Source organism: Patulibacter defluvii (assembly GCF_034096925.1).
GTDB classification, from domain to species: Bacteria; Actinomycetota; Thermoleophilia; order Solirubrobacterales; family Solirubrobacteraceae; genus Patulibacter; species Patulibacter defluvii.
Genome location: NZ_JAWZSQ010000017.1, coordinates 41,019 through 62,125, shown reverse-complemented (window position 1 = coordinate 62,125; position 21,107 = coordinate 41,019). Strand labels below are relative to the sequence as shown.

Below are 21,107 nucleotides of genomic sequence, written 5' to 3'. Positions count from 1 at the left end.
CGGTCAGCGGTAGCGGGCGAGCGGCGCGCCGAGCAGGTCGGCGGCGACGTCGATCCCGAGCCCGGCGCCCACCGGCACGCTGCCGCGCCCCGCGTGCGATCGCGGCTGGTGGCCGGCGACGTGCTCGCGGGTGGCGTCGTTGACGAACGTCGTCGCCAGCAGCGCCCCCGCCGGCGCGCTCGCCGCCGCGTGGGCGATCGCGGCGCTGGCGACGTCGCCGCCCCAGCTGTCCTCGATCATCACCCGCACGCCGAGGCCGGCCGCGAGGTCGCGCAGCGCCCGCAGGCGGGTCAGCCCACCGACCTTCGACAGCTTCAGGTTGACGACGCTCGCGCCGCCGTCGCGGACCGCGGCCACCAGGCTCGGCGCGTCGACCACGACCTCGTCGTAGACCAGCGGCAGGGCGGTCGCCCGCTGGACCCGGGCGCACGCCTCGAGCGTCGCGCAGGGCTGCTCCAGGTGGACCGGCAGGTCGGCCAGGCCGCGGGCCGCGATCAGCGCGTCGTCGAGCCGCCAGCCGCCGTTGGCGTCGACGATCAGCAGCACCTCCGGCCCGACCTGCTCGGCCACCCGGGCGACGGTGGCGACGTCGCGTCGCGGGTCGCCGCCGACCTTCAGCTGGAAGCGGCGGAGGCCGCGGGCCAGCGCCGCGTCGACGCGGGCGGCCGTCGCCTCCGGGTCGTCGATCGGGATCGCCTCGTAGAGCGGCAGGTCGTCCCGCACGAGGCCGCCGAGCAGCGTCACGGCCGGCAGCCCGGCGGCGCGGCCGAGCAGGTCCCAGCAGGCGACGTCGAGCGCGGCCTTGGCGGCGGCCTGCCCGAGCAGCGTCGCGTCGAGCCGCGCCGTGACCTCGGCCAGGTTGCGGGGGTCGGCGCCGAGCAGCGCCGGCGCCAGCTCGGCCAGCGCGGCGCGGATCCCGCCGGTGAAGGCGGGCAGGTAGGCGCCGGTCAGCGGGCAGGTCTCGCCCCAGCCCTCCTGGCCGTCGTCGGCGACGATCCGCACGAGGGTCGAGTCGGTGCCGTCGAGGACCCGCTCGCCGGACAGCGCGAAGGCCCCGTCGGCGTTGGTCAGCCGCAGGCCGTGGACGTCGATCGACGTGATCCGCATCGCTGCTCCTCCCGTCCGCGGCGGCGCCGGCGCCGCCGCGGGCTTCGGCTAGTGGCGCATCCGCCGTTCGCGGGTGGCGGGCGAGACCGCCAGGTCGCCCTCGATCTCGGCGGCGCTCCGCTGCAGCGCGGGCAGCACGCCGAGCAGCTCGTCGGCGTCCTTGCGCCCGACGTGGGTCGAGAGGTTGATCGCGGCGACGACCCGCCCGAGCCGGTCGTGGACCGGGACGGCGATCGCCACCAGCCCCTCCTCCAGCTCCTGGTCGACCAGCGCCCAGCCCTGCTCGCGGACCCGGACCACCTCGTCCCGCAGCAGCGCGCGGTCGACGATCGTCCGCGGCTGGAGCGCCCGCAGCTCGATCCCCGCCAGCCGCTCGTCGAGCTGCGCGTCGTCGAGCCCGGCCAGCAGCACGCGGCCCATCGCGGTCGCGTGGGCCGGCATCCGGGCGCCGATGTTGACGGAGATCGTCATCAGCGCCGGGCCGGGCACGCGGACCACGTAGACGATCTCGTCGCCGTCGAGGATCGCCGCCTCGCTCGCCTCCTCGACCTCGCCCACCAGCCGCTCCAGCCGCGGCAGCGCGACCTCGGGGAACGAGAGGCCGGAGAGGAACGCGTAGCCCAGCTCCAGCACCCGCGGGGTCAGCTCGTAGTAGCGGCCGTCGGTGGCGACGTAGCCCAGCTCGACCAGCGTCAGCAGGAACCGCCGCGAGGCCGCGCGGGTCAGGCCGGTCGACTCGGCGATCTCGGTGACGGTCAGCGAGGGCCGCTCGGCGCTGAACACGCGGATGATCGCTAGGCCCCGCTCGAGCGACTGGACGAAGTCCCGCGGACGGGCCGACGACTCGGCGACGGACGGCGCTGGCTCCACGGGCATGGCGGCAACGCTAGCGCGGCGTCGCACCCGCCGAGCGTCACGCACGGTCGTCACCGACCCGATCCTCGAGCGCCGCCGCCACGGCCATCAGCCGCTCGTCGCGCCAGGCGACCCGCTCGTCCCACTCGTCGAGCGGCAGCCGGGTCCGCCGCTGGGCGGCCACCCGCGACACCAGCTCCGGGGTCCAGGGATCGTCCTGGCCCCGCTCGGCGCCCATCCGGGCGTAGGCCGGGCCCATCCGCTCGGCGTGGGTCACGATCCCGCCGCGGGTGTTCAGGTCGACCGTCTCGAACGGGCCGACGACCGCCCAGCGGCGGCCGAGCCCGTCGCGGACGACGCGGTCGAGGTCCTCGACGTCGATCACCTCGTCGCGGACCAGGCAGTAGGCCTCGCGCAGCAGCGCGCCCTGCAGGCGGTTGAAGACGAAGCCGTCGATCTCGCGCCGCAGCCGCACCGCGGACATCCCGACCGACTCCAGCAGCGTCGCCAGACGCTCGACGACCGCCGGGTCGGTGAACGGCGCCGGCACCAGCTCGACCGCCGGCAGCAGGTGCGGCGGGTTGCCGGGATGGGCGACCAGGCAGCGGGCCCGGCCGGGCAGCTCGTCGGCGAAGGCCGACGCCGGCAGGAACGAGGACGACGAGGCGAGCGAGCAGTCGAGCGGCGCGGCCGCGTCGAGCGCGGCGAACAGCTGCCGCTTCAGGTCGCGCCGCTCGGGCGCGCACTCCTGGACGTGCTCGGCCTCGGCGACGGCCGCCTCCAGCTCGTCGGCCACCACGACCCGGGCGGCGATCGCCGCCGCCGGCTCGGCCAGCAGCCCGTGGCGATCGAGCGCGGCCAGCCGCTCGCGCAGCTCGCCGTCGACCGCCGCCCGCCGGGCCGGGTCCGGGTCCTGCAGGCACACGTCGCGCCCGCCGCGGGCGAAGGTCAGTGCCCAGGCGACGCCGATGCTGCCGGCCCCGACGATCGCGATCGGCCGAGCGCTCACGCCGACGCCCGCTTCCGCACGTGGGCCCGCCAGGTGGTGGCCCACTGCGCGGGGTCGTCGACCCCCGACGCGTCGACCTGGTGGATCGCCTGGTTGTGGGGCGCCGTCCGGACCCGCTCGGGGTCGTCGTGCGCCTCCTGCACGACCGCCGCGAGCACGTCGATCCAGGTGTCGACGTCCTCCTTCGACCACAGCTCCCCCGGCTCGGGCGTGATCGGCTGCGGGATCAGCCACGGCTCGTGGGCCAGCCACGGCGCGTCGACCCCGTAGTCGACCATCCGGTTCTGGATGTCGTGGACGTCGATCCCGGTCTCCTCGGTGACCTGCTCGAGGCTGTAGCGGGTCATCTCCAGCCGGTGGGCGGTGATCTGCGGGTGCGACTTCGTGACGCCGGGGATCTCCAGCAGCCGCCGCTCCATGTAGTTGTTGGCGATCACCGACAGGTCGGCCGCCTGCCGCAGGCCCTCGGCGCCGAGCGCGCGGACCCAGGAGTACGCCTTCACCACCACCGGCACGTTGCCCCAGTACTCGCGCACGCGACCGATGCTCTGCGGCCCCTCGTGGTCGAGCCGGTAGCGGCCGCCGTCCTCGGCGACCAGCGGCCGCGGCAGGAACGGCACCAGGTGCTCGGCGCAGCCGTAGGCGCCGACCGCGGGCCCGCCGCCGCCCTTCGGCCCGGCGAAGGTCTTGTGGAGCATGTACATGCAGGCGTCGAAGCCGAGCTCCCGCGCCCGGATCCGCGTCATCACGCCGTTGAAGTTGGCGTGGTCGTAGAAGCAGAGCCCGCCGGCCTCGTGGACGATCTCGACCCACTGCGCGATCTCGGGGTTGTAGATCCCCATGTCGTCCGGGTTGCCGACCATCAGCGCCGCGGTCCGGTCGGAGACCGCCGCCCGCAGCGACTCCAGCGTCGGGTAGCCGTCGGGGCCGAGCGGCAGCGTGATCACGTCGAAGCCGGCGGCCGCGGCGGTGGCCGCGCTGCAGGGGTGGGTCTGGATCGTCGTGATGACCTCGGTCCGCCGCTCCAGCTCCCCGCGCGAGGCGTGGTACGCCCGGGTCAGGCAGGCGTGGGTGTAGGCCGCGTCGGCGCCGCCGCCGGGCTGGAACACGAACCGCTCCATCCCCGACAGCTCGCGCAGGATCCGCTCGAAGCGGTGCAGCACCTCGAGCACGCCCTGGAGGGTCTCCTCCGGCTGCCCGGGATGGACCTCGGCCAGCTCCGGGCGCGCCGTCACCCGCTCGTTGACGCGCGGGTTGTACTTCATGGTGCAGGTGCCGAAGAGGTTGATGCCCATCATCCCCAGCGTCATCTGCGACAGGTGCAGGTAGTGCCGCTGGACCTCGAACTCCGACAGCTCGGGCAGCGCCGGCGGGGCCGCGCGACGGACGCCGGCGGGCAGTAGCCCGTCGACGTCGGCGCGAACGTCCGGCTCCGGCTCCGGCGCCAGGAAGCCGCGGCGGCCGGGGCGGCCCATCTCGAGGACGACGGGCTCGTCCCAGACGGCCGCGTGGTAGCGGGGCAGGTCGCGAGTCATCGGGCCAGCACCTCCTGGAGGGCGTCGGCGAGTCGGTCGATGTCCTCCTGGGCGTGGACCTCGGTCACGCAGTAGAGGGCGCTCTGGCCGAGCTCGGGGTGGTCGGCGGAGAGGTCGGAGCCGCCGAAGATCCCGCGCTCCAGCAGCGCGGCGTTGATCTCGGCGACGGTCCGGCCGCTGTCGCCGAAGTCGACGACCAGCTCCTTGAACGCGTGCGGGTAGCGGATCCGGACGCCGTCGATCGCCGCCAGCCGGCGGGCCGCGTAGTGGCAGCGCTGGAGGATCAGCTCGCCCAGCTCGCGGAAGCCGGCCGGGCCGAGCAGCGCCATGTAGGCGGCGTTCACGACCGCCCACAGGTAGACGGAGTTGCCGGTCCAGTCGTTGCCCTCCTCGCGGCGGCCGTAGGAGGACTGCTCGAACAGCGCCATCGCGAAGCCGTGCTCGCCGGGGACCCGGGTCGGCGCGATCGACACCTGCAGGGTCGGGTACTGGCGGGCGTAGCGCTCCTCGTCGCGGGTGGCGATGAAGCCGCCGACGCCGCCGCCGCAGTTCATGTGGATGCCGAGCGGCTGGGTCGAGCCGATCGCGATGTCGGCGCCGTAGCTGCCCGGCGGGGCCAGCACGCCGAGCGAGAGCGGGTCGACGCCGGCGATCGTCTCGGCCCCGTGGGCGCGGGCCAGCTCGGCGATCGCCGCCGCCCGGGCCTCGATCGCCCCGAGCGAGGTCGGGGTCTCGAAGTAGACCGCCGCGACGTCGTCGCCGAGCCGCTGCTCGAGGTCGGCGACGTCCAGGCCGCCGCTCGCCGGGTCGACGGCGACCGTCTCGATCGCGATGTGGCTGCGGCTCTCCGGCGGCTCGCAGTAGGTGCGCAGGACCGCCAGCCGCTCGGGGTCGAGGTCGGCGGGCACGAGCACCAGGTGGCGGCCGTTGATCCGCGACGCCATCCGCACCGCGTGGCCGAGCGCGCAGCCCCAGCTGTAGACGGGCAGGCCGACGAAGTCCAGCTCCAGCAGCTCGCCCAGCTGGCTGGCGAACTCGAACCAGGCCTGGTTGCGGCCGTGGTCCGAGGCCGGCGTCCCCCACTCCGAGGTGACGAACTCGGTCCGCTGCGCCAGCTCGTCGCAGATCGCCGGCACGTGGTGGGGCCAGACGCCGCGGCCGAGGAAGCTCAGGTGCGACTCGGCCGAGCCGTTGCGGGCCAGCAGCCCGCGCAGGTGGCGCTCCAACTCGACCTCGGAGCGGAGCGCCGGCGGCAGTCGCAGCTCGCCGCGCAGCCGGTGCTCGGCCGGGATCTGCTCGAACAGCTGCTCGGGGTCGTCGACGCCGATCGCGTCCAGCAGCTCGCGCTGGAGGGCGGGCGCCGAGTTGGCCATGTACGGATGGGCGGATACGGACACGGTCGGTCTCCGGACGGTCGGCCGAGCGGCGTCGGCGGCCCCGGGAGGAGGCCGGTCCGCGCGGTCGGCGGTTGCAGGTCGCAGTCTACGGATTGCGCGCTGTGCGGCAAGTCGCTCGAATACCGTGCAGACGATCAGGTGGCCAGGCGCAGGCCCGCGGCGACCGTCGCGGCCACGATCATCGCCACCACGAGCGGCCCCCGGCGCAGCACGACGACGATCCCGGCGGCGACCCCGGCGGCCCGCGCTGGCGACCCGCCGCCGTCCGCGCCGCCCCAGATCCCGACGACGATCAGCGCCGTCAGCAGCGCCGGCGCCAGCAGCTCGAGCGTCCGCCGCAGCGGCGCAGGCAGCGGGCGGCCGCCCAGCAGCACCGGCCCGACGGCGCGCGGCAGCAGCGCCGCGATCGCGGTCACCACCAGCAGCGCGACGACGTCGATCCTCACCGGCCGCCCCGCCCGGCGACCACCGCGCCCGCGGCGGCCAGCGCCGGGACCCCGGCCGGCGCGATCGGGCTCAGCGCCAGCGCGACGATCGCGGCCACGATCGCCACCGCGATCGCCCGCCGCCGCGACGACGGCGGCCGCAGTCGCAGGTCGGCGACCAGCAGCGAGGCGAAGAACATCGGCATCACCGCGTCCAGCCCCACGGCCTCGATCGAGCCGATCCGCGGTCCCAGCAGCGCGCCGAGGGCGGTCCCGCCGACCCACGCGACGTACTGGCCGACCGCCGACAGCAGCAGCGTCGTCCGGTCGACCGAGCCGTCCTCGCGCAGGGCCACGACCCACGACGGGTCGTTGAGCGTGGCCGCCTCGGCCAGCCGCCGCCACCAGGGCCCGCGGAGCGCATCGGCGACGCTGATCCCCATCACCACGTAGCGGCCGTTGAGCAGCATCGCCGTCGCGGCGGCGGTCGCGAGCCCGGCGCCGGCGGTGGCCAGCGAGACGACGGCGAACTGCGCGCCGCCGGCGAACATCGCCGCCGACATCACCACGGTGGCGACCGCCGGCAGGCCGGCCACGACGGCGTAGGCCCCGAAGGCGACGCCGAGCACGAACGACATCGGCGCGATCCGCCAGCCGATCGCGAGCGCCGTGCGCCGCGCGGCGGCCCGCTCCCGGTCGGGGAGCGCGGCCGTGGTCATGGCTCCAGCGGCAGGATCATCGTCTCGCGGCCCGAGACCCGCACCGGCAGCTGCCCGGCGAGCGCGGCGTCGAGCGCCGGGTCGCCGCTGTCGATCCGCAGGATCGCCGGCCGCAGCGCGGCGAGCTTCTCCTTCGCCGCCAGCACCCGCAGCCGATCGCGACCGATCCGCCGCAGGACGGCCGGCGAGAGCTGCTGGTTGCCGCGGCCGAGCAGGGTGCCTTGGACGCCGACGACGCCGAGCACCAGCAGCGCGTCGGGCGCCCCGTCGAGCAGGGCCAGGATCCCCTCCTCGTCGAGGTCGCGGCCGACCAGCGCGTCGTCGCGCAGCGCGTCGACCCCGAGCAGCGTCGACGGCAGCCCGAGCCGGGCCGGCAGCAGGCCGGCGGTCGTCCCTGGGCCGATCAGGACCAGCTGGCCGGGAGCGCGGTCGGCCAGCAGCCGGTCGGCGGCCGCCGCCAGCGTCGCGTCCGGCCGGCGGCTCGAGCCGCCCTTGGCCGCCAGCACGCGCCCGGGCGCGCGCGGGACCAGGACCGCCCCGTGCAGCCGGGCCGCGATCCGGTCCTCCCGCAGCGCCTGCTCGTCGATGTCGGCGACCTCGGCACGGACCACGTCGCGTGGTCCGGCGAGGAAGGCCGCGGCGACCTCGCCCGCCGCCTCGGGACCGGCCGCGAAGGCCCCCGACTGCATCTTCACCCCGGCCGGGATCCCGAGCACCGGCAGCCGCTCGCCGAGCACGTCCTGGACCGCCCGCAGGGTGCCGTCGCCGCCGGCCACGAGCAGCAGGTCGACGCCGGCGTCGACGAGCGCCGCGACCGCCCGGCGGGTGTCGTCGGCGGTCGTCGCCGCGGGCGGCCGCGGGCCGACCGAGCGCGGTTCGAGGCCGGCCGCGCGGGCCGCGTCGGCGCCCATCGGCCCCGGCGCGGCGAGCAGCTCGACCGGCCCGCCGACGGCCGCCAGCCGGACCAGCGCGCGGGTGGCGCGCTCGCCGGCGCGGCGGGGCACGCCGCGCCGTTCGGCCTCGCGCTGGACCGCGGGGTCGTCGCTGCCCTTGCGGCCGATCCGGCCCCCGAGACCGGCGACCGGGTTGACGACGAGACCCAGCCGGCGCGTCTGCTGGTCCACCGTCGTCACCCGGCGAGCATCTCAGGCCCGCTCGCGGGTGAGCTCGTCGGCGACCTGGTCGAGCGCGGCGCGGGTCCCGGCCACCATCTCGCCCAGCTCCTCGTCGGTGACCACGAACGGCGGCGAGAAGGAGATCGTGTCGGCGGCCGGCAGCGCGCGGGTGATGATGCCGCGGTCGAGGCTCGCCCGGACGATCCGCGGCGCGACCTGGAGGGCGGGGTCGAAGCGGACGGCCGGATCGCGCTCGGCGACGAACTCGACGGCGGCCATCAGCCCGGCGCCGCGGACCTCGCCGACCAGCGGGTGGTCGGCGAACGCGTCGCGCAGCAGGCCGCGGAGGGTCTCGCCCTGGCGCTCGGCGCGCGCGATCAGGTCGCCCTCCTCGACCAGCCGCAGGTTGGCCAGGGCGGCGGCGGCGCCGAGCGGATGGGCGCTGTAGGTATAGCCGTGCTGGAAGACCCCGTCGGGGCCGTCGGCGAGGACCTCCCAGACCCGCTCGGAGACGATCGTGCCGGAGAGCGGGACGTAGGCCGAGGTGACGCCCTTGGCGATCGTGATCAGGTCGGGCTCGAGACCGAAGCGGTGGCTGCCGAACCAGTGGCCGAGGCGACCGAAGCCGCTGATCACCTCGTCGGCGATCAGCAGCACGTCGTGCTCGCGCAGGACCCGCTGGATCGCCTCGAAGTAGCCGTCCGGCGGCACGATCACGCCGCCGGCGCCCTGGACCGGCTCGGCGATGAAGGCGGCGACGGTCTCCGGGCCCTCGGCCCGGATCAGCTGGTCGAGCTCGTCGGCGAGCCGGGCCGAGAAGGCGTGGTCGTCCTCGCCCGGCTCGGCGTTCCACAGCCGGTAGGGCGCGGAGACGTGGCGGATGTGCGGCAGCGGCAGGTCGAACTCGGCGTGCATCGCCGGCAGCCCGGTGAGGCTGGCCGAGGCGATGGTGACGCCGTGGTACCCGCGATCGCGCGAGATGACCTTCTTCTTCTCGGGGCGCCCGCGGCGGTTGTTGTAGCTGGCGACGATCTTCAGCTGGGTGTCGTTGGCGTCCGACCCGCTGTTGCCGTAGAAGACCTTCGTCATCCCGCCGCCGGCCAGCTCGACGATCCGCTCGGCAAGCAGCGCGGGCGGCGCGGTCGCCATCGAGGAGAAGCCGTGGAAGTACGGCAGCTCGACCGCCTGCTGGCGCAGCGCGTCGGCGATCTCCTCGCGGCCGTAGCCGACGTTGACGCACCAGAGCCCGGCCATCGCGTCGAGGTACTGGCGGCCGGCCGCGTCCTCCAGGCGGGTTCCTCGACCGCGGACGACCATCGCGGTCGCTCCCTCCCGCTCGTGGCGGTAGGCGTTGCTGAAGGGGTGGAAGACGAAGCGCCGGTCGGCGTCGAGGAGGGAAGAGGCAGTCACGGTTGCTCGCATTGCGGTCATCTGCGCGGAGGACGTACGTTCGCAGACGATCCGGCGGCTGTCCACCCGGATTGCTCGAATAGCGTTCGATTGCTCGATATGCGAGCATGGCCGGGACCCCGACCCCGGAGGAGCGCCGCCATGCCGACCGTCCCGTTCCCCTTCGCCCTGCGCGACGCCGCGCTCGTGCGCGACGAGCTCTACCTCGACGGCGCCTGGACGCCGGCCGCCGGCGCCGCGCGCACGCCGATCGTCGACCCCGCCACCGGGTCCGTGATCGCGTCGGTCGCGTCCGGCGACGCCGGCGACGCGCGCCGGGCCGTGACGGCGGCGCAGGCCGCCTTCGGCCCCTGGGCGCAGCGGACGGCGAAGGACCGCGCGACCGTGCTCCGGCGCTGGTTCGACCTGGTGGTCGAGCACGCCGACGACCTGGCGGCGATCCTCACCGCCGAGCAGGGCAAGCCGCTGGCCGAGGCCCGCGGCGAGATCCTCTACGGCGCCGGCTTCATCGAGTGGTACGCCGAGGAGGGCAAGCGCGCCTACGGCGAGCTGATCCCGACCAACGTCGAGGGCCGCGAGCTGCTGGCGATCAAGCAGCCGATCGGCGTCTGCGCGGCGATCACGCCCTGGAACTTCCCGATGGCGATGATCGCCCGCAAGCTCGCGCCGGCGCTCGCGGCCGGCTGCACCGTGGTGGTCAAGCCGGCGCCCGCGACGCCGCTCTCGGCGCTGGCGCTGGCCGAGCTGGCCGACCGCGCGGGGATCCCCGCGGGCGTGATCAACGTCGTGCCCGGCGACGCCGAGGCGATCGGCGGCGAGCTGACCGACAACCCGCTGGTCCGCAAGCTGACCTTCACCGGCTCGACCGCGGTCGGCCGGCTGCTGATGCGGCGCTCGGCGGAGACGATCAAGAAGCTGTCGCTGGAGCTGGGCGGCAACGCCCCGCTGATCGTCTTCGACGACGCCGACCTCGACCGCGCCGTCCAGGGCGCGATCGACTCGAAGTTCCGCAACGCCGGCCAGACCTGCGTCTGCGCCAACCGGATCCTGGTCCAGGACGGGATCCACGACGCCTTCGTCGAGCGGTTCGTCGCCGCCGCGACGGCGCTGCGGGTCGGCAACGGCTTCGAGGAGGGCGTCCAGCAGGGGCCGCTGATCGACGACCGCGCCGTCGCGAAGGTCCGCGACCACGTCGAGGACGCGGTCGCCCACGGCGGCGTCGTGGCCTGCGGCGGGCTCGCCCACGGCCTCGGCGGCAGCTTCTTCCCGCCGACGGTGATCACCGGCGCGACGACCGCGATGCGGATCGCCGACGAGGAGACCTTCGGTCCGGTGGCGCCGATCTTCCGCTTCCGCGAGGAGGACGAGGCGGTCGCGCTGGCCAACGCCACCGAGTCCGGCCTGGCGGCCTACTTCTTCACCCGCGACGCGGCCCGGATCGCCCGCGTCGGGCGGGCGCTGGAGCACGGCGTCGTCGGCGTCAACACCGGCCTGATCTCCTACGAGGGCGCGCCCTTCGGCGGGGTCAAGCAGTCGGGCCTGGGCCGCGAGGGCTCGCGCCACGGGCTCGACGACTTCCTCGAGCTGAAGTACCTCTGCATCGACGGCCTCGCCGGCTAGCGACGGGGCGACGCCGCTCACCCCACGGCCTCGACCCGCACGTGGACGCCGCTGAGGATCGACATCCCGGAGATCCGCTCGACGCTGTCGGCGCCGGCGGCGGTGAGGGCGTTGTAGTTGACCGCCTCCCAGCCGTGGGGCAGGTTGACGGTCCCCGCCATCACGCTGTCGGTGACCTCGACCGTGGTCTCGACGGCGCCGGCGGCCGAGACGACCCGCACCGGACCGCCCTCGGTGAGGCCGGCGGCCGCGGCGTCGTCGGGGTGGATCAGCAGCGTCGGACCCCGCTCGCGGACCCGCAGCTTGCGGGCGTTCTTCATCCACGAGTTGATCGAGCGCAGCTCGCGGCGACCGAACAGCCGCAGCGGGAACGCGGCGCTCGGGGCGGCGCTGGCGCTCAGGCGGGCGATCTCGTCGGCGATCGCCGGCGGCGCGAGGGCGATCCGGCGGTCGGCCGTGGTCAGCCGGTCCGGGAGCACGCCGACCGGGGCGGCGTCGGCCAGGATCGCGCCGTGCGGGTGCCGCTGCCGGATCCGCGCCACGCTGATGCCGTCGCGGCGGAGCCCGAAGCGGTCGCCGTAGGGGCCCGTCCGCAGCATCGCGTCGGCCATCCGCCGCGGCCGCAGCAGCCGCCGCGCCAGCGGTCCCAGCCGTCGCACCGACGGCAGGCTGCTGGGCACGATCCCCAGCTCGCGGGCGAGCGCGTCGAGGATCTGCCACTCCTGGCGGGCCTCGCCGCGCGGCGCGACGACCGGCTCGGTCCAGTGGACGAAGGGCTGCACCTGGTAGGCGAACATCGCCATCGGCAGGTCCTCGCGCTCCAGCCAGGTGGTCGTCGGCAGCAGGTAGTCGGCGTGGCGGTTGGTCTGGTTGCGGCCGAAGTCGAGCGCCACCAGCAGGTCCAGCTCGCCCAGCGCCCGCTCCAGCCGCGCGCCGTCGGGGACCGAGAGCACCGGGTTGCCGGCGGCGACCACCATCGCCCGCAGCTGTCCGCGCCCGGGGGTGGTGATCTCGTCGGCCAGGATCGCCGCCGGCATCGAGCCGAGCACGTCGGGCAGGTCGCCGATCCGCGAGCGCTTGCTGCCGTAGCTGTCGAGGCCGCGCTTGATCAGCGGCTCGTAGAGGTCGATCGGCGGCGTCGGGAAGACCGTGCCCCCGCGCCGGTCGGCGTTGCCGGTGACCGCCGCGAGCGCGTCGAGCAGGACGTTGACCAGCGTCCCGAAGTCGGTCGTGCAGGCCCCGACCCGGCCGTAGACGACCGCGCTCGGCGCCGCCGCCAGGTCGCGCGCCAGCTGCCGCACGACCTCGGCCGGGACGCCGCTGCGGTCGGCGGTCGCCTCGGGCGGGAACGGCGCCACCCACGCCCGCAGCCGCTCGGCGCCCGAGCTGCCGCGGGCGATCGCCTGGCGGTCCTCCAGGCCTTCGGCGAAGATCACGTGCAGCAGCGAGAGCAGCATCCAGGCGTCGCAGCCCGGCAGCACCGGCAGGTGCTCGAACTGCTTCGCCGTCTCGGTCCGGCGCGGGTCGGCGACCACCACCCGCCCGCCGCGGGCGACGACCGCCTTCAGCGCCTTGCGGACGTCGATGCCCGAGACCAGCGACCCGTGCGAGACGAGCGGGTTGGCCCCGATCAGGAGCGCGAAGTCGGTGTGGCCGAGGTCGGGGATCGGGACGTGCAGCGGCGACCCGTAGAGCAGCGCCGAGGCCACCAGCCGCGAGTTGGTGTCCTGCGAGCTGGAGGAGTAGAAGTGCGGCGAGTCGAGCGCGTCGACGAAGCCCTTGACCCACATGAAGGCCGAGTACGAGAAGGCCAGCGGGTTGCCGAGGAAGAACCCGAGCGCCTCCGATCCGTGCTCGCGGCGGATCGCCCGCAGGCGGGCGCCGATGTCGGCGATCGCCTCCTCCCACGTGACCCGCTCGAAGCGGCCGTCGGGTCGCCGCCGCTGCGGGTGGAGGACGCGGTCGGGGTCGTTCTGGACCTCCGGCATCGCGATCCCCTTCGGGCACGCGAAGCCCTGCGAGATCGGGTGCTGCGGGTCGGGCCGCAGCTTCGTCACGGTGCCGTCCTCGACGGTCGCGACCAGCCCGCAGAGCGCCTCGCAGATCCGGCAGTAGGTGGGCGTCTCGTGCGTCACGCCCGGGCCTTCCGGCGGACCTGACGCTCGATCTGGGCCCGGGTCGGCGCGACCTCGGGCAGCAGCAGGTAGGAGAGCAACAGCCGCGTCAGCAGGTCGGCCTGGTCGCGGTCGGCGGGCTCGGCCAGGCCCTCGATCACGGTCCGGACGACGGTGAAGCCGGAGGGGCTGCCGGAGCGCCACATCTCGATCGCCAGGTCGGGCTCGGTCCGCGCCATCCGGGTCGTGATCGGGTGCCGGCAGACGATCTCCGCCAGGGTCGCGAAGCCGACCGCCAGCCGGTCGTCGGCGCCGTCGATCGCGTCCCGGACCGCCGCCAGCGTGCGCCGGATCTCGCGCATGTAGGTCCGCCGCAGCAGCTCGTCGCGGGTGCCGAAGCGGCGGAAGGCCGTGGCCCGGGCGACGCGGGCGCGGGCGGCGACCTCGTCCATCGTCAGCCGCCGCTCGCCGAACTCCCCGACCAGGTGGACGGCGGCGTCCATCAGCCGCTCCTCGGTGCGGGTGGCCGTCGCCGGCTCTGGCTGCTCGTGCAGCAGCTCGCGGATCAGCGAGGCGAAGTCGGGCCGTGAAGACGATGACACGAATGAGACTTATAGCGTCTGAGCAGTCTCATTCGCAAGCGGCGAGGGACCAGGTGAGGGAGACCCCCGATGAGGGGCGGCGGCGCGGCGGACAGGCTGTCGCGCGTGCGACGGGCGACGGCCGCTCCCCTCTTCCTCTCGATCGCGGACCGTCGCGACTCCTGGACGGCCGCCCGCAGACGCCGCCGGCGCCGACGAGCGGCGGTGGCGATCGTGCTGGCGGTCGCCGCCCTCGGCGGGCTCGCCGTCTCGGGGACCGCCCGCGCGAACGACTACTCGCCGTCGGCGACCGGGGCGCGCCCGGCCGCCGCGAACCCCTCGCGTCCGTGGGCGCCGTCGCAGAAGGGCTTGTTGGCCGAGCGGCCGCAGCGGCAGAGCGCCACCCGCCGGCGGGGCCCGACGTCGTAGCGGTTGCCCTCGGCGTCGACCAGCACGAACGGGCCGCGGACCGACAGCGGCCCGTCGTCGGTGACGGTGATCTCGACCTCGGCAGGATCCATCGCTGCTCCTTCTTTCACGTACGGGGTAGGGGTATGGATCACGGCGCCCAGGCCAGCGGATCGTGGCCGGCCCGCGCCAGCCACCGCTCCAGCTCGACCTCGGAGAGCACGAACCGCGCGGCCGGCAGCCGGCCGACGAGGCCGCCGTAGAGCGCGAACGCCACCGCGTCGGGCGGCCGCCGGCCGGAGAGGTCGGCCAGCAGCGCGAACGCCAGCTCGACCCGGCCCAGCCAGGACGCTCCCGCGCCCCAGGCGAACGGCGCCGGCGACCGGTACTCGCGGTGGGCCAGCCGCTCGACCGCGGCCCCGCTCACCACCAGCACCTCGGGCCCGCGCCGCCGCCCGACGTAGAACCACGCCGGCCGCAGCCCCGCGGGTCGCGCCGGCCAGGGCCCCGGCCGCGGCCGCGGCCGCGAGCGCGACAGGGCGCGGTCGCCGGAGATCGGTTCCATGCGCCCGACGCTACCAGATACCCCTGCGGGGTATCTGTATGACCGCGGTCGCCGCCTACCCGGCCGGGTCGACCAGCTCGATCTCCAGCCCCACCTGGACCGCCGCCAGCGCCCGCGCGATCACGCAGGTCTTGCGGGTGTGCTGGGCCAGGTCGTCGAGCCGGGCGGCCGAGATCTGGGGGACGCGCGCGGTGCTCGTCAGCTCGATCGACTGGACGGCGACGCCCTGCGACGAGACCCCCAGCCGGACGTCGGCGCGGGTCTCGATCCGCTGCGGCTCGAAGCCGGCCGCCTCCAGCTGCTGGGCCAGCGACATCGAGAAGCAGCCGGCCAGCGCCATCCCGATCCCCTGCTCGGGGCTGGTCATCCCCGCCGGCGCGTCGTCGGGCCCGACCCGGCTCTCGCGGTTGTAGCGCGAGACGGCCGAGGCGGAGGTCCACATCCGCCCCTCGCCGTCGCGCTCGCGGCCGTCCCAGACCGCCATCGCGTGGTGCGAGGCGACCCGGGCCGGTTCCGGGGTCCCGTCCAGCAGCTCGCCCGGCGAGACCCCGTGGGCCTCGGCCAGTCGCAGCAGCGCGGCCAGCGACGGTGAGCGCTCGCCCTCCTCGACCCGGTACAGGTAGGCCTCGGAGAAGCCGGTCATCGCGGCCACGTCGGAGAGCCGCAGGCCGCGCTCGATCCGCAGCTCCTTCAGCCGCTCGCTGAGGTCACCGAGGGTCTTGTCGATCAACCGGCTCGTGACGCGCCTCGTGGCCATCGCCGAAGCCTATTCGCCCGCCGCGGCGGCGATCCGACCCAGCTCGGCGAGCAGGCCGTCGACCTCGTCGGCCGTGTTGTAGTGGGCGAACCCGAGCCGCACCGCCTCGTGGTCGTAGCCGCGCCGCCCGTCGAGGCCGAGGGCGTAGTAGTGGTCGTGGTGCCAGACCCCGTAGCCGCGGTCGGCCAGGGTCAGCGCGACCTCGCGCGCGGGCACGCCGGCGACGTTCAGCAGGAAGGTCGAGACCCGCTCCTCCATCGTCGCCGGGCCGTAGACCTCGACCGCCTCCGGCAGCCCGGCCAGGAACCGCTCGCCGAGCGCGTGCTCGTGGGCCTGGGCCTCGGGGCTCAACGCGCCGGTCTCGACCAGGTAGCGCTCGCAGGCGATCAGCCCGGCCAGCGCCTCGAACGGCGGGGTGCCGGTCTCGAACCGGCGGCCGAACGGCTCGCTCGCCCCCGGCCGCGCCTTGTACGGGCGCCACGACTCGGCCACCGACCGCCGCACGTAGGCCATGCCCAGGTGCGGTCCGCAGAACTTGTAGGGCGAGCAGAGCAGCACGTCGGCGCCGATCGCCTCGGCCTGCAGCGGCGCGTGGGCGGCGTAGTGGACCGCGTCGACCCAGGCCAGCGCCCCCGCCTCGTGAGCGATCCGGCAGACCTCGGCGGCGTCGATCACCGTGCCGACGACGTTCGAGGCCCACGGGAAGGCGACGATCCGCGTCCGCGGCCCGAGCTGCCGGCGGAGGTCGTCCAGGTCCAGGCGCAGCTCGCCCGGGAGGACGTCGACCGTCCGCACGACCAGCTCGCGGTCGGCGGCGAGCTCCAGCCACGGCGCGACGTTGGCGTCGTGGTCGAGCCGGGTGACGACGATCTCGTCGCCCGCCTCCAGCTCGCGACCGGCGACCCGCGAGAGCGCGAAGTTGAGGGTCGTCATGTTGAGCCCGAACGCGACCTCGGCCGCCGGGGCGCCGAGCAGCCGGCCGGCCGCGGCGCGGGCGTCCTCGAGGATCGCCGCCACCCGGTCGCCGGTCGCGTAGGGCGCCCCGAGGTTGCCGCTGGCGTCGCGGAGGGCGTCGGCGATCGCCGTGCCGACCTCGTCCGGCACCTGCGAGCCGCCCGGGGCGTCGAGGAAGCGGAAGCCGCGCCCGAGCGACGAGAAGCGACGGCGGACCGCCTCGACGTCGAAGGCGACCGCGCCGGCCGCGCCGCCGGGCGCCCCGCTCACGCCGGCGCCCCGGCCAGCTCGACGACCAGCGCGATCTCCTCGACGCCGGCGAGCGCGCGCGAGACCGGGCAGGTGTCCTTCGCCTGCTGGGCCAGCGCGGCGAAGGTCTCGGCGTCGACGCCCTCGACCTCGCCGACGGTCTTCAGCTCGATGCGGGTGATCGTGAAGCCGCTGTCGCGCTGCTCCATCCGCACCTGGGCGCTGGTCCGCAGCTCGGTCGGCGGGTGGCCGGCCTCGGTCAGCAGGTTCGAGAGCGACATCGTGAAGCAGCCCGCGTGCGCGGCCCCGATCAGCTCCTCGGGGTTCGCCTGGGGCACGTCCTCGACCCGCGAGCGCAGCGAGTACGGCCCGTCGAAGGTGCCGCTGCCGAGGCTCAGGCGCCCCTCGCCCTCCTCGACCGAGCCCTTCCAGACCGCGGCCGCCTTGCGTGTGATCTTGAGTCCCATGTGCCTTCCGTCATCGCGATTCGACGCTTGCGGATCGAGCTTGCCCAAGGCTTGCCTCCAGGTCAACGGCTCCGGAGCCGGCCCCGTCTCGCGGGTTGGACCGGGCCCGCCGGCGGCCGCTCAGACCGCCGCGGCGAGGTCCCGGCGGCGGACGCCCATCGCGTCCGAGAGCCGTCGGGCGGCGGCGCAGACCTCGGAGGCCAGGCCCTGCAGGGCGGTCTCGTCGTAGCGCTTGGCGGCGAAGGTGACGCCGAGCGCCGCGGTCGGGTGGCCCTCGTGCGAGAGCGCCGCCGCGGCCAGGCTGCCGACCCCGGCGGTGGTCAGGCCGACCTCGACCGCGTAGCCGCGGACGCGGACCTCGCCCAGCTCGTCGAGCAGCCGCGAGACGGTCACCGGCCCGCGCTCGGTCCGCCGCACCAGCACCGGCCGCACGTAGAGCGCCCGCACCTGCTGGGCCGACAGCCAGGCCAGCATCGCCCGCCCGGCCCCGGTCAGGTGGGCCGGCAGCCGCACACCGACCGCGGTCACCAGCGGCAGCGACGAGCCGCGGTCGACCTCCTGGTCCAGGTAGAGCACCTCGTCGCCGTGCAGCGCCGCCAGGTGGCTGGTCTCGCCGGTGGCGGCGGTCAGCTCCTGGAGCACCGGCTGCGCGAGCCGCTGGACCGGCTGGCTGCGCAGGTAGGCGGAGCCCATCTCGAAGGCCAGCGCGCCCAGGCCCCAGCCGCGGTCGCCCTCGTAGTAGATGACCCAGCCGCGGTCCCGCATCACGTTCAGCAGGTGGTGGGTGCTGCTCTTGGGGATCCCGCAGCGGCGCGCGATCACCATCGTCGGCACCGGTCGCAGGCTCGACGACAGCAGCTGGAGGACGTCGAGCGTCCGCTCGGCCGACTTGATCGAGCTGCTCATGGCGCCTCCTCCGGCAGGGTCCGCGCGACCAGCTCGAAGAGGTTCTCCGCCGTGACCGCCGCCAGCGGTCCGTCGGCGTAGCCGCGGGCCCGCAGCGCCGCGACCAGCGCGGCGTAGTCCTGGGGGCCGCGGAGGCCGCGGATCGCCGCCTGCTCCGGGTCGCTCGGCAGGCCCATCCCCGGCGGCGGGACGTGGCCGGTGGCGACCATCAGCTGGTGCATGAAGTCGCCGCCGAGGCCGACGTGCTCGATCCCCATCACGGCGACCGCGTGGTCGACGTGGTCGACCAGCCGCTCGACCGTCGGCCGCGCCGGGTCGATCGTGAACGGCAGCGCCATCAGGCAGAGCATCCCGCCCGCGGCGGCCAGCGCCTCGAGCTGGGCGTCGGTCAGGTTGCGCTCGTGGTCGTGGACCGCCCGGCAGGCGGCGTGGCTGACCAGCACCGGTCGGCCCTCGGCCCGCTCCAGCACCTGGGCGAAGGTCCGCGGCGAGGCGTGGGCCAGGTCGAGCGCGATCCCCTGCTCCAGCAGCCGGTCGACGAGCGCCACCCCGCGCCGGCTGAGGCCGCCGTCCGAGCTCTCGGCGGCGCCGTCGGCGAAGGCGTTGCGGTGGTTCCAGGTCAGCCCGACCATCCGCAGGCCCAGCTCCCAGAGCGGCCCGACCAGGCCGGCGTCGACGCCCAGCGCCTCGGCCCCCTCCATCGCCAGCAGCAGCCCGATCCGGCCCTGCTCGCGGACCGCCCGCAGGTCGCGCTGGTCGCGCAGCCGGACCACCTCGCCCGGCTGCTCGCGGGCGGCGCGGTGCCACTCGCCGATCTGCTCCAGCGTCCGCCGCAGCGCCAGCTCCGGCAGCAGCTCGCGGTCGGAGGCGAAGGTCGGGCAGACCTGCAGCGCGACCCCGCCGGCCCGCAGCTGCCCCAGCCAGTGGCGGCCGAACGGCCGCTCCTCCGCCCGCCGGTGGTGCAGCTCGGAGAGCAGGTCGACGTGGGCGTCGGCGATCGTCACGCGGACGGCTCCGGGGCCGGCGTCGAGCGGGCGCGGCGCAGCGACCAGCCGCGCCGGCGGACGCTGGCCGGCGACTCGCCGCGGGGGTCGATCGCCGTCTGCAGCTCGTCGCCGAGCAGGTTGAAGACGAGCACCACGATCGCGATCGCCAGGCCGGGGAAGAGCGGCGCCCACCAGGCGGTCAGCATCGTGCCGAGGCCAGCGCTGGTCATCGCGCCCCACTCCGCGGTCGGCGGCTGGGCGCCGAGGCCGAGGAAGCCGAGCCCGGCCGCGGTCAGGATCGCGAAGCCGATGTCCATCGTCGCCATCACGATCACCGGGGCGATCGAGTTCGGCAGGATGTGGCGCCGCATCAGCCGCCACGGGCCGACCCCGAGCACCCGCGCGCTCTCGACGTAGCCGAGCTGCTTGACGGCCAGCACCTGCCCGCGGACCAGCCGCGCGTAGGCCGGCCACCAGGTGATCACCAGCGCGATCGCGGTGTTGACCAGGCTCGGCTGGAGCACCACCACGACCATCATCGGCAGCAGCATCGGCGGGAAGGCGAAGAAGACGTCGGTGAACCGCATCAGCAGCTCGTCGATCCGGCCGCCGCGGTAGCCGGCGATCGCCCCCAGCACGCCACCGATCAGGGTCCCGAGCACGACCACGATCACGCCCATCAGGAGCGAGATCCGGGTGCCGTGGATCACCCGGCTGAGGACGTCGCGACCGAACTCGTCGGTCCCGAACGGGTGCGACCAGCTCGGCCCCTGGAGCCGGTGGGTCAGGCTCTGCGCCAGCGGGTCGTGCGGCGCGAACAGCGACGGCACGATCGCCAGCAGCACGAAGACCGCGACGACGGCCAGCGAGGCGGCCAGCAGCGGCCTCCGGAGCAGCTTGCCGGTCACAGGCGGATCCTTGGATCGAGGCGGGCGTAGAGCAGGTCGACCGCGAGGTTCACCAGCACGAAGGCGAGCGTGGCGATCAGCGTGATGCCCTGGATCGAGTTGTAGTCGAGCTGGCGGATCGAGGTCAGCGCGTAGCTGCCGAGGCCCGGCCAGTCGAAGATCTGCTCGACCAGCAGCGCGCCGCCGAGCAGGTAGCCGAACGAGATCCCGACGATCGTCGCGACCGGGATCAGCGCGTTGCGCAGCGCGTGGCGCCAGATCACCCGCCGCTCGGGCACGCCCTTGGCGCGGGCGGTCGCGACGTACGGCTCGCGCAGCACCTCGACCATGCTCGTGCGGGTGGTTCGGACGACCCGGGCGACCGTCGCCAGCGAGAGCGCGAAGGCCGGCAGCGCCAGGTGCCAGAGCGCGTCGACGAAGACGCGGAAGTTGCCCGCCAGCAGCGCGTCGACCGTGATCAGGCCGGTCACCTGCCGCAGCGGGTGGGCCGCGACCACCTCCGTGCTGACCCGGTTGCCGCTCGGGAAGATCCCCAGCTCGTAGTAGAGGAGCAGCAGCAGCACGATGCCGATCACGAAGACCGGCAGCGCCACGCCGAGGATCGCGATCAGGCGGCTGACGTGGTCGACGAAGCGGCCCCGCCGCGCGGCCGCGATCACCCCCAGCGGCACCCCGACGAGGATCGAGATCGCCAGCGCGGCCAGCGCCAGCTCGAGCGTCGCCGGGAACGCCTCCTCCAGGTTGGCCGCGACCGTCTCGCCGTTCGACAGCGCCTCGCCGAGGTCACCCTGCGCCAGGTCGCTCATGTACGACCCGTACTGCTCGACGATCGGCCGGTCCAGCCCCAGCTCGTGGCGCATGCGGTCGACCTGCGACTGCGGCGCGTTGAGCCCCGCCACCAGCCGCGCCGGATCGCCCGGCACGACGTGGGAGAGGAAGAACGTGACCAGGGTCACGACGAGCAGGACCGGGATCAGCAGCAGGACCCGGCGGAGGGTGAAGGCGAGCATCGGCGGTGAC

21 protein-coding genes are annotated in these 21,107 nt (G+C 75.1%); 1 reads left to right on the top strand and 20 read right to left on the bottom strand.

What is annotated here, in order from left to right; all coding sequences use genetic code 11:
• Window positions 1–3: 3 nt before the first annotated feature.
• From SH587_RS16765 to SH587_RS16725, 9 genes are all read right to left on the bottom strand, one after another.
• Complete coding sequence (locus tag SH587_RS16765) at window positions 4–1,107, bottom strand: mandelate racemase/muconate lactonizing enzyme family protein (protein ID WP_320671787.1); 1,104 nt, start codon at window positions 1,105–1,107, stop codon at window positions 4–6.
• A gap of 48 nt (window positions 1,108–1,155) precedes the next feature.
• On the bottom strand, window positions 1,156–1,983 hold the full coding sequence (locus SH587_RS16760; RefSeq protein ID WP_320671786.1) for an IclR family transcriptional regulator domain-containing protein: 828 nt from the start codon (window positions 1,981–1,983) through the stop codon (window positions 1,156–1,158).
• Between the two features lie 37 nt (window positions 1,984–2,020).
• A complete protein-coding gene (locus SH587_RS16755) occupies window positions 2,021–2,971 on the bottom strand; it encodes a 3-hydroxyacyl-CoA dehydrogenase (protein ID WP_320671785.1) in 951 nt (316 codons plus the stop codon).
• Window positions 2,968–4,506 carry an aminomethyl-transferring glycine dehydrogenase subunit GcvPB gene (gcvPB, locus tag SH587_RS16750; protein WP_320671784.1) on the bottom strand — a complete coding sequence of 513 codons (1,539 nt, stop codon included), beginning with the start codon at window positions 4,504–4,506 and terminating at the stop codon, window positions 2,968–2,970. The genes SH587_RS16755 and gcvPB overlap by 4 nt, the downstream gene beginning before the upstream one ends.
• The gene (gcvPA, locus tag SH587_RS16745) at window positions 4,503–5,879 is read right to left on the bottom strand and encodes an aminomethyl-transferring glycine dehydrogenase subunit GcvPA (protein ID WP_375341780.1); all 1,377 of its coding nucleotides are present in this window, start codon (window positions 5,877–5,879) and stop codon (window positions 4,503–4,505) included. Before gcvPA ends, gcvPB begins: the two co-directional genes overlap by 4 nt.
• A gap of 158 nt (window positions 5,880–6,037) precedes the next feature.
• Window positions 6,038–6,349: an AzlD domain-containing protein gene (locus tag SH587_RS16740; protein ID WP_320671782.1), complete on the bottom strand. Its 312-nt coding sequence runs from the start codon at window positions 6,347–6,349 to the stop codon at window positions 6,038–6,040.
• Window positions 6,346–7,047 (bottom strand): AzlC family ABC transporter permease, encoded by a 702-nt coding sequence (locus SH587_RS16735; protein WP_320671781.1) that lies wholly within the window; start codon window positions 7,045–7,047, stop codon window positions 6,346–6,348. Before SH587_RS16735 ends, SH587_RS16740 begins: the two co-directional genes overlap by 4 nt.
• Entirely contained in the window at window positions 7,044–8,180 is a 1,137-nt protein-coding gene (locus SH587_RS16730; protein ID WP_320671780.1) for an ATP-NAD kinase family protein, read from the bottom strand. Before SH587_RS16730 ends, SH587_RS16735 begins: the two co-directional genes overlap by 4 nt.
• Window positions 8,181–8,192: 12 nt before the next feature.
• Window positions 8,193–9,572, bottom strand: a complete 1,380-nt coding sequence (locus SH587_RS16725; protein ID WP_320671779.1) for an aminotransferase — start codon at window positions 9,570–9,572, stop codon at window positions 8,193–8,195.
• Window positions 9,573–9,713: 141 nt separating this feature from the next.
• Here SH587_RS16725 and SH587_RS16720 point away from each other — a divergent pair, with 141 nt between their 5' ends.
• On the top strand, window positions 9,714–11,192 hold the full coding sequence (locus SH587_RS16720; RefSeq protein WP_320671778.1) for an NAD-dependent succinate-semialdehyde dehydrogenase: 1,479 nt from the start codon (window positions 9,714–9,716) through the stop codon (window positions 11,190–11,192).
• A gap of 17 nt (window positions 11,193–11,209) precedes the next feature.
• Here the strand turns inward: SH587_RS16720 and SH587_RS16715 are convergent, their stop codons facing one another.
• The 11 genes from SH587_RS16715 to SH587_RS16665 all read right to left on the bottom strand — a co-directional run bounded on the left by SH587_RS16715 (window position 11,210) and on the right by SH587_RS16665 (window position 21,097).
• Window positions 11,210–13,327 carry a molybdopterin-dependent oxidoreductase gene (locus tag SH587_RS16715; RefSeq protein WP_320671777.1) on the bottom strand — a complete coding sequence of 706 codons (2,118 nt, stop codon included), beginning with the start codon at window positions 13,325–13,327 and terminating at the stop codon, window positions 11,210–11,212.
• Window positions 13,324–13,908, bottom strand: coding sequence for a TetR family transcriptional regulator (locus tag SH587_RS16710; RefSeq protein ID WP_320671776.1), 585 nt, complete (start codon window positions 13,906–13,908; stop codon window positions 13,324–13,326). Before SH587_RS16710 ends, SH587_RS16715 begins: the two co-directional genes overlap by 4 nt.
• Window positions 13,909–14,180: 272 nt before the next feature.
• A complete protein-coding gene (locus tag SH587_RS16705; protein WP_320671775.1) occupies window positions 14,181–14,408 on the bottom strand; it encodes a CDGSH iron-sulfur domain-containing protein in 228 nt (75 codons plus the stop codon).
• A 38-nt stretch (window positions 14,409–14,446) separates the two neighbouring features.
• Window positions 14,447–14,860 (bottom strand): DUF6166 domain-containing protein, encoded by a 414-nt coding sequence (locus SH587_RS16700; RefSeq protein WP_320671774.1) that lies wholly within the window; start codon window positions 14,858–14,860, stop codon window positions 14,447–14,449.
• A 55-nt stretch (window positions 14,861–14,915) separates the two neighbouring features.
• On the bottom strand, window positions 14,916–15,617 hold the full coding sequence (locus SH587_RS16695; protein WP_320671773.1) for an OsmC family peroxiredoxin: 702 nt from the start codon (window positions 15,615–15,617) through the stop codon (window positions 14,916–14,918).
• A 9-nt stretch (window positions 15,618–15,626) separates the two neighbouring features.
• Window positions 15,627–16,841: an aminotransferase class V-fold PLP-dependent enzyme gene (locus SH587_RS16690; RefSeq protein WP_320671772.1), complete on the bottom strand. Its 1,215-nt coding sequence runs from the start codon at window positions 16,839–16,841 to the stop codon at window positions 15,627–15,629.
• Window positions 16,838–17,287: an OsmC family peroxiredoxin gene (locus SH587_RS16685; protein WP_320671771.1), complete on the bottom strand. Its 450-nt coding sequence runs from the start codon at window positions 17,285–17,287 to the stop codon at window positions 16,838–16,840. The genes SH587_RS16690 and SH587_RS16685 overlap by 4 nt, the downstream gene beginning before the upstream one ends.
• Before the next feature lie 120 nt (window positions 17,288–17,407).
• On the bottom strand, window positions 17,408–18,193 hold the full coding sequence (locus tag SH587_RS16680; RefSeq protein ID WP_320671770.1) for an IclR family transcriptional regulator: 786 nt from the start codon (window positions 18,191–18,193) through the stop codon (window positions 17,408–17,410).
• Window positions 18,190–19,197 carry a dipeptidase gene (locus tag SH587_RS16675; RefSeq protein ID WP_320671769.1) on the bottom strand — a complete coding sequence of 336 codons (1,008 nt, stop codon included), beginning with the start codon at window positions 19,195–19,197 and terminating at the stop codon, window positions 18,190–18,192. Before SH587_RS16675 ends, SH587_RS16680 begins: the two co-directional genes overlap by 4 nt.
• Complete coding sequence (locus SH587_RS16670) at window positions 19,194–20,087, bottom strand: ABC transporter permease (protein WP_320671768.1); 894 nt, start codon at window positions 20,085–20,087, stop codon at window positions 19,194–19,196. Before SH587_RS16670 ends, SH587_RS16675 begins: the two co-directional genes overlap by 4 nt.
• Window positions 20,084–21,097, bottom strand: coding sequence for an ABC transporter permease (locus SH587_RS16665; RefSeq protein ID WP_320671767.1), 1,014 nt, complete (start codon window positions 21,095–21,097; stop codon window positions 20,084–20,086). The genes SH587_RS16670 and SH587_RS16665 overlap by 4 nt, the downstream gene beginning before the upstream one ends.
• Window positions 21,098–21,107: the final 10 nt, after the last annotated feature.